The sequence below is a fragment of the Acinetobacter yuyunsongii genome, assembly GCF_041021915.1.
Lineage (GTDB): Bacteria > Pseudomonadota > Gammaproteobacteria > Pseudomonadales > Moraxellaceae > Acinetobacter.
Window position 1 is genome coordinate 78,496 of sequence record NZ_CP157435.1, and the last position, 15,140, is coordinate 93,635.

At 41.7% G+C, this 15,140-nt stretch carries 15 protein-coding genes; 13 read left to right on the forward strand and 2 right to left on the reverse strand.

Features of this window, described 5'->3' with window-relative positions; all coding sequences use genetic code 11:
• Entirely contained in the window at positions 1-1,674 is a 1,674-nt protein-coding gene (pgi, locus tag ABLB98_RS00365) for a glucose-6-phosphate isomerase (RefSeq protein ID WP_348882735.1), read from the forward strand.
• On the forward strand, positions 1,667-2,683 hold the full coding sequence (gene galE / locus ABLB98_RS00370; protein WP_336939092.1) for a UDP-glucose 4-epimerase GalE: 1,017 nt from the start codon (positions 1,667-1,669) through the stop codon (positions 2,681-2,683). Before pgi ends, galE begins: the two co-directional genes overlap by 8 nt.
• 51 nt (positions 2,684-2,734) lie before the next feature.
• Here galE and ABLB98_RS00375 read toward each other — a convergent pair whose 3' ends face one another.
• Together ABLB98_RS00375 and ABLB98_RS00380 are read right to left on the reverse strand one after the other, a co-directional pair.
• On the reverse strand, positions 2,735-4,105 hold the full coding sequence (locus ABLB98_RS00375; protein ID WP_348882771.1) for a phosphomannomutase CpsG: 1,371 nt from the start codon (positions 4,103-4,105) through the stop codon (positions 2,735-2,737).
• Positions 4,106-4,360: 255 nt separating this feature from the next.
• Positions 4,361-5,566, reverse strand: a complete 1,206-nt coding sequence (locus tag ABLB98_RS00380; RefSeq protein WP_348882736.1) for an amino acid aminotransferase — start codon at positions 5,564-5,566, stop codon at positions 4,361-4,363.
• A gap of 442 nt (positions 5,567-6,008) precedes the next feature.
• Between ABLB98_RS00380 and ABLB98_RS00385 the strand changes: the two genes are divergently transcribed.
• The 11 genes from ABLB98_RS00385 to ABLB98_RS00435 all read left to right on the forward strand — a co-directional run bounded on the left by ABLB98_RS00385 (position 6,009) and on the right by ABLB98_RS00435 (position 14,911).
• Positions 6,009-6,719: a GntR family transcriptional regulator gene (locus ABLB98_RS00385; protein ID WP_004956801.1), complete on the forward strand. Its 711-nt coding sequence runs from the start codon at positions 6,009-6,011 to the stop codon at positions 6,717-6,719.
• Complete coding sequence (gene prpB / locus ABLB98_RS00390) at positions 6,712-7,593, forward strand: methylisocitrate lyase (RefSeq protein WP_151730805.1); 882 nt, start codon at positions 6,712-6,714, stop codon at positions 7,591-7,593. The genes ABLB98_RS00385 and prpB overlap by 8 nt, the downstream gene beginning before the upstream one ends.
• Positions 7,594-7,729: 136 nt before the next feature.
• Complete coding sequence (prpC, locus tag ABLB98_RS00395; RefSeq protein WP_348882737.1) at positions 7,730-8,887, forward strand: 2-methylcitrate synthase; 1,158 nt, start codon at positions 7,730-7,732, stop codon at positions 8,885-8,887.
• Positions 8,887-11,493: a Fe/S-dependent 2-methylisocitrate dehydratase AcnD gene (gene acnD / locus ABLB98_RS00400; protein ID WP_348882738.1), complete on the forward strand. Its 2,607-nt coding sequence runs from the start codon at positions 8,887-8,889 to the stop codon at positions 11,491-11,493. The genes prpC and acnD overlap by 1 nt, the downstream gene beginning before the upstream one ends.
• A 75-nt stretch (positions 11,494-11,568) precedes the next feature.
• On the forward strand, positions 11,569-11,739 hold the full coding sequence (locus ABLB98_RS00405) for a hypothetical protein (RefSeq protein ID WP_019385311.1): 171 nt from the start codon (positions 11,569-11,571) through the stop codon (positions 11,737-11,739).
• On the forward strand, positions 11,739-12,131 hold the full coding sequence (locus ABLB98_RS00410; protein WP_348882739.1) for a type II toxin-antitoxin system death-on-curing family toxin: 393 nt from the start codon (positions 11,739-11,741) through the stop codon (positions 12,129-12,131). The genes ABLB98_RS00405 and ABLB98_RS00410 overlap by 1 nt, the downstream gene beginning before the upstream one ends.
• A 184-nt stretch (positions 12,132-12,315) precedes the next feature.
• Positions 12,316-12,615, forward strand: coding sequence for a hypothetical protein (locus tag ABLB98_RS00415; protein ID WP_369028919.1), 300 nt, complete (start codon positions 12,316-12,318; stop codon positions 12,613-12,615).
• 84 nt (positions 12,616-12,699) lie between these two features.
• Positions 12,700-12,888, forward strand: a complete 189-nt coding sequence (locus tag ABLB98_RS00420) for a hypothetical protein (RefSeq protein ID WP_348882741.1) — start codon at positions 12,700-12,702, stop codon at positions 12,886-12,888.
• Between the two features lie 221 nt (positions 12,889-13,109).
• On the forward strand, positions 13,110-13,253 hold the full coding sequence (locus ABLB98_RS00425) for a zinc ribbon-containing protein (RefSeq protein ID WP_004637424.1): 144 nt from the start codon (positions 13,110-13,112) through the stop codon (positions 13,251-13,253).
• A 125-nt stretch (positions 13,254-13,378) separates the two neighbouring features.
• Complete coding sequence (locus ABLB98_RS00430) at positions 13,379-13,957, forward strand: DUF4126 domain-containing protein (protein WP_348882742.1); 579 nt, start codon at positions 13,379-13,381, stop codon at positions 13,955-13,957.
• A gap of 66 nt (positions 13,958-14,023) precedes the next feature.
• The gene (locus ABLB98_RS00435) at positions 14,024-14,911 is read left to right on the forward strand and encodes a DMT family transporter (RefSeq protein WP_087536637.1); all 888 of its coding nucleotides are present in this window, start codon (positions 14,024-14,026) and stop codon (positions 14,909-14,911) included.
• Positions 14,912-15,140 lie beyond the last annotated feature (229 nt).

The following is a 15,140-nucleotide window of genomic DNA, read 5'->3' on the forward strand; positions in this document are numbered from 1 at the left end:
ATGATCGAGCAGATTCAGCCTTTTGCTGTAAAAGAGCAGGCTTCCGTCGTGGAGCACCTGATATCTTTACAACAGCAATTTAAAGAGGTTCATCTAAATACATTATTTGCAGCAGATCCTGCACGCTTTAAACGTTTTTCGGTTGAGTATGACCAAATTGTTTTGGACTTTAGTAAGCATCGTATTGATCAAACGATTTTAAATAGCTTAGTGGATTTAGCGCAGGCACAAGATTTAAAACGGTGGATCAAAACACTGTTTTCATCTGAGCAGATTAACTATACCGAACACCGTGCAGCCATGCATTGGGCTTTACGCTTACCACAATCGAGTCCAGACTTTTCCGAAGTCAATCAACTGGTGCAGCAACAGTTGGAGCGAATGTATGCTTTAGTGGATAAAATCCATGCTGGACAGTATCGTGGTGCGACGGGTGAGGTGATTCAAGATGTAGTCAATATTGGTGTGGGCGGCTCTGATCTCGGGCCACTCATGGTGACGCATGCACTCTCCGACTTTAAGGTCGCGACCACAAAAGCTTTAGATGTGCATTTTGTTTCGACTATGGATGGTAGTCAGTTATCTGAGTTACTGCATCAACTCCGCCCTGAAACAACCTTATTTATCATCTCGTCAAAATCATTTGGCACTATTGATACACTTTCTAATGCCCAAACCGTACGTCAATGGTTAGAAAAGGCATTGGGGCATAATGACAAGATTCTGAAAAATCATTTTATCGGGGTTTCGACTAAGCCTGACAAGATGACAGAGTGGGGCATTGCTGCTGATAAACAGCTGTTGCTCTGGGATTGGGTTGGGGGGCGTTATTCTTTGTGGTCATGTATTGGTTTACCAATTGCCCTGACCATTGGTGTTGACGGATTTAAGCAACTGTTAGCAGGTGCTTATGCGATTGACCAGCATTTTCAATCCGCACCATTTCAGCAGAATATTCCTGTTTTGATGGGGCTATTAGGCGCGTGGAATAACAATTTTCTGGATATCCAGACCCATGCAGTTTTACCGTATGATGGTCGTCTCAAATATTTTGCTGCTTATTTGCAGCAGCTTGAAATGGAATCTAATGGGAAATCGATTCAACGCAATGGAGAAAAGGTCAGTTCAGCCACTTGCCCAATTGTTTGGGGAGAGGTTGGGCCGAATGCCCAGCATGCTTTTTATCAGCTTTTACATCAGGGTACCCATTCCGTTAGCTGTGACTTTATTGCCCCTGTGAAGCGTTATAATGCCAATCAATTTACCTATGCTGAAAGTGCAGAGGCGTTGGCTGAGCAGCATCATTTGGCTTTATCCAACTGTTTGGCACAGTCGCGCCTGTTGGCCTTTGGAAATCAAGCATTGGCAGCAGATGAACTGGAAGACTTACCAGCTTATAAACAATATGAAGGCAATCAACCTAGCTCCACTATTCTACTTAAAGAGCTGAATCCTTATAGCTTAGGGATGCTGATTGCGATGTATGAACATAAGGTTTTTGTGCAGTCGGTGTTGTGGAATATTAATCCCTTTGACCAATGGGGCGTTGAGAAAGGCAAAGAAATTGCCAATCAGCTGTTACCGATTTTGAATCGTGAACAGGATGATCTCTCTAAATTTGATGCATCAACACAAGGTTTGTTGAAAATATTATTAGGAAAAACAGATGGCTAAAATTTTAGTGACGGGTGGTGCGGGCTATATTGGCTCCCATACTTGTTTAGAGTTGCTTGCTGCAGGTCATGAGGTGATTGTTTTCGATAACCTCTCAAATAGCTCGGAAAAGTCTTTGCGTCGAGTACAAGCATTATCAAATAAAAGTTTGGTGTTTGTGCAGGGTGATATTCGCAATCAGGCTGAGTTAGATTCAGTTTTCCAAGACCATCAGATTGATGCAGTCATTCATTTTGCTGGTCTGAAAGCGGTTGGTGAAAGCCAGCAGATTCCATTGGCTTATTTTGATAATAATATTGTGGGTAGTATCCAGCTGGTCAAGGCGATGGAGCGCGCAGGTGTGTTTAGCTTGGTATTCAGCTCATCTGCAACGGTTTATGATGAAGCCAATGTGTCGCCTTTGAATGAAGATATGCCAACGGGAATGCCAAATAACAATTATGGTTATACCAAACTGATTGTTGAGCAAATGCTGCAAAAACTTGCACAAGCAGATGCACGTTGGTCGATTGCTTTACTTCGTTATTTTAATCCTGTCGGCGCGCATAAAAGCGGTCAGATTGGTGAAGATCCGCAGGGGATTCCAAATAACTTAATGCCTTATGTCACACAAGTCGCAGTCGGTCGTCGCGAAAAATTGTCCATTTATGGCAATGATTATGACACTGTAGATGGTACTGGTGTTCGTGATTATATCCATGTGGTGGATCTGGCGAATGCTCATCTGTGTGCTTTGAATAATCGTTTATCTACACAAGGCTGTCGTGCTTGGAACATTGGCACAGGCAATGGCTCATCGGTATTACAAGTCAAAAATACCTTTGAGCAAATCAATGGTGTGCCTGTTGCATTTGAATTTGCGCCACGTCGTGCAGGTGATGTTGCCACTTCATTTGCAGACAATACGCGTGCATTGAGCGAGCTCGGTTGGCAGCCTCAATATACCTTGGAAGATATGCTGGCGGATAGCTGGAATTGGCAGAAGCAGAATCCCAACGGCTTTAACTGAATGCTAAAGCAATAAAAAAGGAGCCATACGCTCCTTTTTTATTGGGCTAAATTAGCCTTGAATCAAAGCTGTTAATTCATTTACATAATGTTGCATCGGTTGTGGATTCTTATCAGCGCGGCTTTCAATATTTAAACGCAGTAAAGGCTCGGTATTGGAAGCACGGACATTTAAACGCCATGCACCAAAATCAAGGCTTACCCCATCGGTACGGTCCACTTTCGGATTTTGATCGGCATAATGATCAAAGATTTTTTGTACCGTTGCTTGGGTATCCGCCACTTTAAAATTGATTTCACCGCTACATGGGAATTTGGCAATCATGTTTTCAACTAAAGTTGAAAGCGATTGACCTGTTTCTGAAAGCAGTGCAATGGTCAGTAGCCAAGGAATCATACCGCTATCACAATAGGCAAAATCACGGAAATAGTGATGCGCACTCATTTCCCCACCGTAAACAGCATTGTGTTCACGCATCACATCTTTAATAAAAGCATGTCCAGACTTTGATTGCACCGCGATACCCTGATATTGCTCTACGATATCAAAGGTATTCCATACTAGACGTGGGTCATGCACAATCTTCTCACCTGATTGTTTGATCAAGAATGCTTGTGCTAATAAGCCAACAATGTAATAGCCTTCGATGAATTGACCTTTTTCATCGAATAGGAAGCAGCGGTCAAAGTCGCCATCCCAGGCAATGCCCATATCTGCATGATGAGCAACTACTGCATCACGGGTACTGTCACGATTTTCAATTAAGATTGGGTTCGGAATCCCATTTGGGAAAGTTCCATCTGCTTCATGATGGATTTTGATAAACTCAACTGGAATATTGAGTTCTTGAAATTTTTGTTCAATCGCATCAATCACATGACCTGCTGCACCATTGCCAGCATTTACCACTAGCTTGAGGGGTTTAATTTTTTGTGGGTCGATATATGTTAATAAGTGATCGACAAATTCAGGCAAAACATTATAGTTTTCAGTCGAACCTTTCTGCTCAACTTCGCTAAAAGTACCTGATTCAGCGAGAGCTTGGATGTCTTTTAAGCCAGTATCCGCACTGATTGGACGTGCATTTTCCCGAACCAATTTCATGCCGTTATAGTCCATTGGATTATGGCTCGCCGTAACTTCAATGCCACCTTGTACATCAAGATGGAAAGCGCCGAAATAAACTTCTTCGGTACCCGTCATGCCTAAATCTAGAACATTGACACCTGCATCATTAAGACCACGAATGGTTGCTTGCTTTAAGCCTTCACTACTCAGACGGATGTCACAACCAATCACCACTTTTTTAGGTTGATAGATTTGTCCGTATGCACGACCAATTTTATAGGCGATTTCTTCATTGAGTTCGGTGCCTAGTTTTCCGCGAATATCGTAGGCTTTAAAGCAGGTCAGTTGAGTCATATTTAAAGGTGCTGTTTGTTGTTTATTCATGTGTTGCAGTATACAAAGACTGAGCTAGATTGAACATTGAATGATACAGATTTAATCATTTAGCACATTTATTCTTGGCTCTAGTTGTCGGATAAATTTTAGTTTTAATGACGCTGGTTTTGTAAAAATAAAAAAGGTTGTTTCACGTGAAACAACCATTTTTGATCCATAAAGTCCCCCTTTTAAAAGGGAGATGAGGAGCGATTATAGCTCCGCAAGGGGATGTTAAGCTGATTTTGCTAGCACTTCAGCCATTGCTTTTGCAACTTTATAAATATTATTCATATTTAAACCTGCAACGCAGATACGGCCACTACGTACCAGATAAATTGCATATTCCTCACGAAGAATATCGACTTGCTCACCCGTTAAGCCTGTGTAGCTGAACATACCTTTCTGGTTTACAAGGTAGCTAAAGTCACGCTCAGGAAGTGCTTTGGTCAACTCATCTTTTAAGATACTACGCATTTTGATAATACGTTCGCGCATCTCTTTAACTTCGTTTTGCCATTGTTGATTCAGATCAGCATCATTTAAGACTTGATCAACCAACCATGCACCAGTTGTTGGTGGGCTTGAGTAGATACGACGCACAGTTGCTTTTAACTGACCGAATGTGCATTTTGCTGCTTCAGCATCATCACACACGAAAGTTAAACCACCAACACGCTCACCATAAAGTGAGAAGATTTTAGAGAACGAGTTGCTGACGATGAAGTTTAAACCAGCTTGGTCTAAAGCACGAATCGCATAAGCATCTTGTTCCATGCTATCGCCAAAGCCTTGATAAGCGATATCAAGGAATGGAATCAAGTTACGCTCTTTTAATACCGCAATTACTTGATCCCATTGTGCTGGATTTAGATCCGCACCTGTCGGGTTGTGACAGCAAGGGTGTAACAATACGATGCTTTGCTCTGGCAAAGTTTTTAATGTCGACAACATACCATCAAAATCAACGCCACGTGTTTCAGCATCGAAATATGGATAGTAGTTGCTCTTGATGCCAGCACCGTTGAAAATTGCAACATGGTTATCCCACGTTGGTTGGCTGACCCAAACTTCTGAATTTGGGAAATAAGTTTTTAAGAAATCTGCACCGACTTTTAATGCACCAGAACCACCCAGCGTTTGAATGGTTGCAACACGACCTTGTTGGATTGCAGGACTATTTGCGCCAAACAATAACGCTTGAATCGCATCACGGTAAGGTTTGAAGCCTTCCATTGGGAGATAAAGTTTGGTTTGAGTATTTTTAGGTGCAATACGTTTTTGCGCTTCGATAATGGTATCAAGCTGAGGAACGATACTGTCTTCGTTGTAGTACAAACCAATACTTAAATTAACCTTTTCAGCGCGTGGATCAGCGTTGAACTGTTCCATTAAAGAGAGAATTGGGTCGCCTGCATAAGGTGGGATATGTTGAAACATTAACAATGTCCTTTTATTCAACAAGGTGCATGGATGTGTCTTGTGGAGCGCTGCTCCAGATGCCCAATAATGTACCAATAAAGCGATGATGAAGCACGCTGTTATTTACATTTCTGGTGCAGTATTTACTTACAAAAATTCGTATAAAATCGATCGATTATAAGGATTGTCTACAATCAAGCTGTCATACCATGGTCGTAGCATACGTAACATAAATACTGGGAAAAATGCCTTGAATCAATCGAAATAAAGTACTTAAGTTTTAGTAAGAGTATGTTTTATATATAATTATTATATATTTTAGTACCTTTTTTAGAACATTCTATTGTGAGGCAATCGAATAGTATTGACTGGATCATTCTATTTTATTGTCGACAATCCTATTGCATTTTTTCTTCTATCTCGTTATAAAATCATAAAAACTGTAGAGATTGTCGACAATATGCAAGATACCCTTGTTCCTCAAGCCATCAGCACGAGTCAGAGTATTACTCTGACGGAACACGTATTTAAGCAAATTCAATCGGCGATTGTATTAGGACAAATTCCTGCGGGCAGTAAAATTTCTGAGCCTGAGTTAGCGCGTATTTACGGGATTAGTCGTGGTCCATTGCGCGAGGCGATTCATCGTCTCGAAGGGCAGCGATTGGTGGAGCGTACGGCACATGTTGGTGCGCGAGTTGTTTCTCTTTCTCTACAACAATTTAAAGAACTTTACCAAATTCGTGCTTCACTTGAAGGCTTAGCTTGTAAGCTGGCTGCACAGCATATTGATAAAAAACAAATCTTAGCATTGCGTGATGTGTTGCGAATGCATGCTGAAGATGAAAATTTTAAAGCAGGGAAGGGTTATTACCTACAAGAAGGTCAAGACGATTTCCATTACTGCATTATCAAAAGCAGTGGCAATAAAACCTTAGAAAAAATGTTATGTGATGAGCTGTATCACCTCATCCGTATGTACCGAATTCAATTTTCAAACACCCCAAATCGACCGAGCAAAGCTTGGGACGAACATATCCGCATTTTAGATGCGATCGCAGAAGGTGACGGTGAACTTGCCGAAATGCTGATGCACCGTCACATCAATGCATCTTACAAAATTGTTGAGCAAACATTGCTGCAAACCCAAGGAGAACATCAACATGGCTAAATCTGCTGGTCAGCTATTCCGCGACGCGGTCGCAAATGAAAAACCATTACAAGTGGTGGGTGCGATTAACGCCAATCATGCATTGTTAGCAAAACGTGCAGGCTATAAAGCAATTTATTTGTCAGGTGGTGGTGTTGCAGCAGGTTCGTTAGGTTTACCTGATTTAGGGATTAGTAACCTTGATGATGTATTGACGGATGTACGCCGTATTACTGATGTCTGTGATTTACCATTATTGGTTGATGTGGATACCGGTTTTGGTGCTTCAGCATTCAACATTGCACGTACAACTAAATCAATGATTAAGTTCGGTGCAGCAGCAATGCACATCGAAGACCAAGTTGGTGCTAAGCGTTGTGGACACCGTCCGAATAAAGCCATCGTCACGCAACAGGAAATGGTTGATCGTATTAAAGCGGCAGTGGATGCGCGTACTGATGAAAACTTTGTGATCATGGCACGTACCGATGCTTTAGCGGTTGAAGGCCTACAAGCAGCGATTGATCGTGCAGGGGCATACATTGAAGCAGGTGCGGATATGTTATTCCCTGAAGCAATCACTGAATTGGCAATGTACAAGCAGTTTGCTGATCTGACCAAAGTTCCAGTATTAGCGAACATTACTGAATTTGGTTCTACACCATTATTCACGACTGAAGAATTGGCTTCTGCTGATGTGAGCATTGCGTTGTACCCACTTTCAGCATTCCGTGCGATGAATAAAGCAGCGGAAAATGTGTATGTGACTTTGCGTCAAGAAGGCACACAGAAGAACGTTGTTGACACCATGCAAACCCGTCAAGAATTGTATGAACGCATTAACTACCATGCGTTTGAACAATATCTTGATGCGTCATTTGAAAAAGCAAAATAAGGAATCCCCCTAAATCCCCCTTTTTCAAAGGGGGACTTCCCTCCCTTTGGAAAGGGAGGTGAGGAGCGGTTGTAGCTCCGCAAGTGGGATTTTAGAACTCATAATTCACATAGAAAGAACAGAAAAGGACAATCTTATGAGCAGTAATGAAACTCCAACAGGCTTCAAGCCAAAAAAATCAGTTGCGTTAAGTGGTCAAGTTGCAGGTAACACAGCACTTTGTACCGTCGGTCGTAGTGGTAATGACTTGCACTACCGTGGTTATGACATTCTTGACCTTGCAGTGGGTAGCGAATTTGAAGAAGTTGCACATTTGCTTGTACATGGCAAACTGCCAAACAAAGCTGAGTTGAAAGCCTATAAAGCAAAACTTAAAGCACTTCGTGGTTTACCAGCCGCATTGAAAACGGCACTTGAGCAGTTACCACCATCTGCACACCCAATGGACGTGATGCGTACGGGCGTTTCAGTTCTAGGTTGTTTAACGCCTGAACATGAAGACCACAATGAAGCAGGTGCAAAAGACATCGCTGATAAATTGATGGCAAGCTTGGGTTCAATGTTGTTGTATTGGTACCACTTCAGCAACAACGGTCGTCGTATCGAAGTTGAAACCAATGATGACTCAATCGCTGCGCATTTCCTCCATTTACTTCATGGCGAAGCGCCATCTGAAGAATGGATTCAAGCCATGCATACCTCTTTGATTTTGTATGCTGAGCATGAATTCAATGCTTCTACATTTACGTCACGTGTGGTTGCAGGTACAGGTTCAGACATGTACTCAGCCATCACGGGTGGTATTGGTGCGCTACGTGGTCCAAAACATGGTGGTGCGAACGAAGTTGCATTCGTGATTCAACAACGTTATGACAATGCGGATGAAGCAGAAGCCGACATTCGTAGCCGTGTAGAGAAGAAAGAAGTGATCATCGGCTTTGGTCATCCTGTGTATACCATCTCTGACCCACGTAACGAAGTGATCAAAAAAGTGGCGTATGACCTTGCCGAAGCACAAGAGAACACCAAAATGTACCTCATTGCTGAACGTTTAGAAGCAGTGATGAAAGAAGTGAAAAACATGTTCCCGAACCTCGATTGGTTCAGTGCGGTAAGCTATCACCTCATGGGTGTGCCAACAGCAATGTTCACGCCATTATTCGTGATTGCACGTACTGCGGGATGGTCTGCACACGTGATTGAACAACGTCAAGACGGCAAAATCATTCGTCCAAGCGCGAACTATACTGGCCCTGAAAACTTAGAATTCAAACCATTGGCGGAGCGTGGTTAATGACAAATCAATATCGTAAGGCACTGCCCAATACCCAGCTCGAATACTATGACGTGCGTCAAGCCGTTGAAGACATTCAGCCAGGCGCATATGCAACCTTGCCTTACACCTCTAAAGTGTTGGCTGAACAATTGGTTCGCCGTTGTGATCCTACATTACTCAACGATGCATTAAAGCAATTGATCGAACGCCGTCAGGACTTGGATTTTCCTTGGTATCCTGCGCGCGTGGTCTGTCATGACATCTTAGGTCAAACAGCATTGGTTGATCTTGCAGGCTTGCGTGATGCGATTGCTGAAAAAGGTGGTGATCCATCTAAAGTCAATCCAGTGGTTCCAACTCAGTTGATCGTGGATCACTCTTTGGCAGTTGAATATGGCGGCTTTGATCCTGACGCGTTTGAAAAAAACCGTGCAATCGAAGATCGCCGTAACGAAGACCGTTTCCACTTTATTGAGTGGACGAAAACGGCATTTAAAAATGTCGACGTGATCCCTGCGGGTAACGGCATCATGCATCAGATCAACTTGGAGAAAATGTCTCCAGTGATTCAAAATCGTGATGGTTTAGCATTCCCTGATACCTGTGTTGGTACAGATTCACATACCCCACATACCGATGCACTTGGTGTGATCTCAGTGGGTGTGGGTGGTTTAGAAGCTGAAAACGTGATGTTGGGCCGTGCATCTTGGATGCGTCTTCCAGACATTATCGGTGTTGAGCTAGTCGGTCAGCGTCAAGCAGGCATCACGGCTACGGATATCGTATTGGCACTCACTGAATTCTTACGTAAAGAACGTGTCGTTGGTGCATATCTTGAGTTCTTCGGTGAAGGCGCAGACACCATGTCGATTGGTGACCGTGCAACCATCTCGAACATGACACCTGAATACGGTGCAACGGCTGCGATGTTCTACATCGACCAAAATACGATTGATTATTTACGCTTGACAGGTCGTGAAGATGCACAAGTGGCATTGGTTGAGCAATACGCAAAAGAAATCGGTCTTTGGGCGTCAGATATGACCAAAGCACAGTATCCACGCGTACTCCGTTTCGATCTTTCAACAGTCACTCGTAACATTGCAGGTCCATCAAACCCACATGCACGTGTATCTACTGCTGACTTGAAAGAAAAAGGTATTGCAGGTGTTGTTGAAAACCGTACTGATGGTTTAATGCCTGATGGCGCGATCATCATTGCGGCAATTACTTCTTGTACCAATACCTCAAATCCACGTAACACGGTGGCAGCAGGTCTATTGGCACGTAAAGCCAATGAACTTGGTTTAGTGCGTAAACCTTGGGTGAAATCTTCATTTGCACCAGGTTCTAAAGCTGCTGCACTTTATCTTGAAGAAGCTGGCGTACTGAAAGACCTAGAAAAACTTGGTTTTGGTATCGTGGCGTATGCATGTACTACGTGTAATGGTATGTCAGGTGCGCTTGATCCAGTGATTCAACAAGAAATCATTGACCGTGATTTGTATGCGACAGCGGTACTTTCGGGTAACCGTAACTTCGATGGTCGTATCCATCCTTATGCAAAACAAGCGTTCTTGGCATCGCCTCCACTTGTGGTAGCGTATGCGATTGCAGGGACAATTCGTTTTGACATCGAAAAAGACTCATTGGGTACAGACAAAGACGGTAATCCAATTTACCTGAAAGATATCTGGCCATCTGATGCTGAAATCGATGCACTGGTAAAAGAAGCTGTGAAGCCTGAACAATTCCGTAAAGTCTACATTCCAATGTTTGACCTCGGTGAAGTTGAGCAAGCGGAAAGCCCACTTTACGACTGGCGTCCAATGAGTACTTATATCCGTCGTCCGCCGTATTGGGAAGGGGCGTTGGCTGCACCACGTACGTTGACCAACATGCGTCCGCTTGCAATTTTGGGTGATAACATCACGACTGACCATTTATCGCCTTCAAATGCGATCATGATGGATTCGGCTGCGGGTGAATACCTACACAAAATGGGCGTACCTGAAGAAGACTTCAACTCATACGCGACACATCGTGGTGACCATTTGACCGCACAACGTGCAACATTTGCCAACCCGAAATTGTTTAATGAAATGGTGGTTCGTTCTGACGGCACGATTAAACAAGGTTCAAAAGCGCGTGTAGAGCCTGAAGGCGAAGTGATGCGTATGTGGGAAGCGATTGAAACTTACATGAACCGTAAGCAACCGTTGATCATTGTAGCAGGTGCGGATTATGGTCAAGGTTCAAGCCGTGACTGGGCAGCGAAAGGTGTTCGTCTTGCAGGTGTTGAAGCGATCGTGGCTGAAGGTTTTGAGCGTATTCACCGTACTAACTTAGTGGGTATGGGTGTGTTACCGCTTGAGTTTAAACCAGGTGTGAACCGTAAAACGTTGAAGTTAGATGGTACTGAGCTGTATAGCGTGATTGGTAATATCTCACCGCGTTCGACTTTGACTTTAGTGATTGAGCGTTCAACTGCTGATGGTAAAGAAGAAATTTTTGAAGTGCCTGTGACCTGTCGTTTAGATACAGAAGAAGAAGTTTCTGTATATGAAGCGGGCGGTGTATTACAGCGTTTTGCACAAGACTTTTTAGAAGGTTCGGTTGTGTGAGTTAATGCTTTGACGTTGTAAAAATGGAAGGAAAGCTCTATCTTAGGATAGAGCTTTTTTTATTGGGATTAGTTGATGAATAAAAAAGTAGAAAAATATGGTGTTGCTGCAGTTGAACGCCCGAGAATTCAAGCAACGAAGCAATTAGATTTGTCAGGTGAAACTGGTCGTCAGATCGTAAAGTCAGAAACAAAACTAGCGTTGCGTACACATAGTAAGACATTTAAACGCCTTGCAGATATGTAATGAATATTATTTGTTTTCCATTTGAGCGTGTGATTGAGATCAATGCCTTTATTCTAGCCACAGAAAAAGGTATGAAAGGTGCAGCAGATATTGGAAAATTGCAAGGTGCTTTAGCGCGTGTGGATAATGCGATTGTTTATGAAGGTTTAGATGATGTGTTTGAAATAGCAGCTAAATATGCTGCAAGTATTGCAAATGCTCATGCATTGTCTGATGCAAATAAACGGACTGGTTTAGCAGTTGCTTTGGAATATTTATCTTTAAATGATTATGAACTGCTACGAGATAACGAGCTGTTAGCTGATGCTGTCAGAGATTTAGTCATCGGTGAAGTCACTGAAAGCGATTTTGCAGATATTTTATATGCACATTATGTGGCAAACAGCAATTAAACTTTGATCATTTTGATGTAGAGCAGTTTCTTTTTAAGCGGGCGGTGTATTACAGCGTTTTGTACAGGACTTTTTATAAGGTCAAGTAGCTTAATACTTTAGCTAAAAGTAATTGATATTGTTTAAAAAAATACCCTACTTTAAAGTGGGGTTTTTAATATAAGAAATACAAGTTGGTTACATGATGAATATACTAGAGAAATTCATAGCTCAAGTTCAAGCTAGATCAGCCGAAAATAAGAAGTCTTTTGAATTACTTTACAAGCATGAATGTTATGGAGTATGCATTGGTATTATTAGGCAAGAATTAGATTCCTTACAGAGGGTTAGCTATTTAATCGATTGGGATAATGGTTGTCAATTTCGTCAGAATGCATTTGATTTAGTTAGCAATAATGTCCAAATAGGAGAGTGGGGATTTTTAAATGCTAATGGGAAAAAGCAGAAAGTAAGAGACATTGACATGCTTCAAACAGGAGGATAGGAAGCTGTAGTTTATAATTTTGGATGTGGTCTAGTACATTTAACAGATAAGCACTTATATCGAGATTTTGATCCTGTTGTTAAAATGAGGGATGAAGAAAAACAATTAACTATTGAATACTTAGAAAAGTATCATGGATTTGATAAACTGGAAGTGGATATGAATGATATTATTCAATATTTACCTAAAATTTATAAAAAGATTTATGAAAATATCGAATATAATTTAGAAGAAATTATTTCTATAAATAGTATGACGAAAATCTTTGATTGATTTATGAATATAGTAGAGAGAACTCTTTTTAAAAAATATTCAAGTTTCTGCTAATTTTATATTTAAAATAGTTGAAATTTTTTAGCGAGAATTTCAATTAACTCTGTTTTAAAATATTTATTAACTAAATTGCCAATACCACTTGTCGGAAAGGTCAATAAATAATCAAAACTATCACGCTATAGTATATGAACCATTTCTAAAATCTATGGAGAACAAAGATGGTTACTGCTGGCGAAAAACCTGGAACTGGCTTCTATTTTTGTGTTCAATGCGGACACCGCACCTATTTAGAAATTGGTACTGATCGTTTACCTCCGTGTACCAAATGCCTTGGCAATCAATTCAACAGTAAGAATGCCTAAGCCGCAAACACCAAACAGTTACCCACTGTTTTGATGAAAGCCCTGTCACTCGATAGGGCTTTTTTGTTACTTTAAAATATGAAATAACAAGATAACAATATCCTACAAAAATAAGGAAAACCAAGATGGAAACAATATTAGGACTTTGTATCGGCGTAGGATTAAGTGCAGCCTGTGGTTTTCGTGTCTTTGTTCCTTTACTGGTGATGAGCATTGCAACTTTGTTGGGTTGGTATGAACCTGCCAAAGGCTTTGAATGGTTAGCGATCCCTGCTGTATGCGCTGCACTTGGATTTGCAACCATCTGTGAAATCGCAGCTTACTATGTGCCGTGGATCGATAATCTCTTGGATACCATTGCCACACCTGCTGCTGTAGTGGCAGGCACACTTAGTACGATGGCGGTCAGTAGTGGAGAAATGTCACAGTTTGCAACGTGGGCAGCCGCGCTTATCGTGGGTGGCGGAACAGCAGGTGTGGTGCAAATGAGTACGGTAGCTGCACGAGGTGTCTCAACAGCAACCACTGGTGGACTGGGGAATTTTGTAATGGCAACGGGTGAGTTGATTGGCTCAATTGTCTTGTCGATCTTGGCATTTGTGATGCCTGTCGTGATTACGGTATTTGTGATTATTCTCGTGATTGTGGTTGCACGTTGGATACATAAAAAGAGAAAAAATCAGATCAATCCGTCAACGTGTTAATACCACTCGAAAAATCATAAGGAAGCGAGTAAATTACACACACATTTTGATGGTGCGTTGGCGTTTATGGCATTTACTTGGATTCTATTCACGATCATGGCTGCGTTTATGCAGGCGTGGCGCAACGCATTTCAAAAACAGCTCAGTACCACAGTCGATGCTTATGGTACGACATTGGCCAGATTTATCTTTTCTCCGATTTTTGCGTTTAGTTATTTAGCATTCCTTTATCTGCATCAACCTGTCACTGTTCAAGCCCATTTTTCCAATACATTTTGGCTTTATGTAGTGATTGCAGGAATCAGCCAAATTTTTGCGACAGCGTTGATGGTGAAACTATTTCAACAAAAGAACTATGCGATTGGTATCGGGTTGGCTAAAAGCGAAGCGATTTTGGCAGCCTTGATTGCAGTGGTTTTTCTACAAGAGCGGTTGACCACTTTGGGCTGGGTTGGTGTATTGATTGGGGCAATCGCAGTTTTTTTATTGAGTAAAGGTCGACATAGTACGCAACTTTCCTTCAATACTTTAATCATTGGTTTAGGCAGTGGTTTATGTTTTGCCATTACTTCACTTCTGGTACGTGAAGCCAGTTTAGAGCTGAGCATGTTGCCATTTTTGCATCGTGCAGGATGGGTGTTATGCAGTTTGATTAGTTTTCAGTGCATTGCATTATTGCTGTATTTGGGAATCTTTAGTCGAAGTACGTTGTATAACATGTGGCAACGTCTTGGTCTGACCTTTCGTGTAAGTATTTGCAGTTTTTTAGCATCTTTGGGATGGTTCAGCGCCATGAGTATGCAAACTGTGGCGATTGTGAAAACACTGGGTCAGATCGAAATTCTATTTAGCTTACTGATCTCAGTATTTTTCTTTAAAGAAAAGTTGGCAAAGACGGATCATTTAGGTTTATGGCTGGTAATTGTGGCGGCTATTATGGTGATCTGGGCATAAATTTAGGTTTTAAATGAAAAAATACACATCTAAATTGGAATATATTGAAATTTAAATCAGCTATTTTTTATTGAAATGGAAAATAATTCTTATTGTTGGATGAGATATGCAAAATTATTTCATTAGTGGCGAAAAATACCAGTTTTTAGGAAAACAATCCCGTACTGATCTGCCTAAACTATGTCTCAAGGGTTGAGGAACGATTAAAGTTCCGTAAGGGGATCGAAAA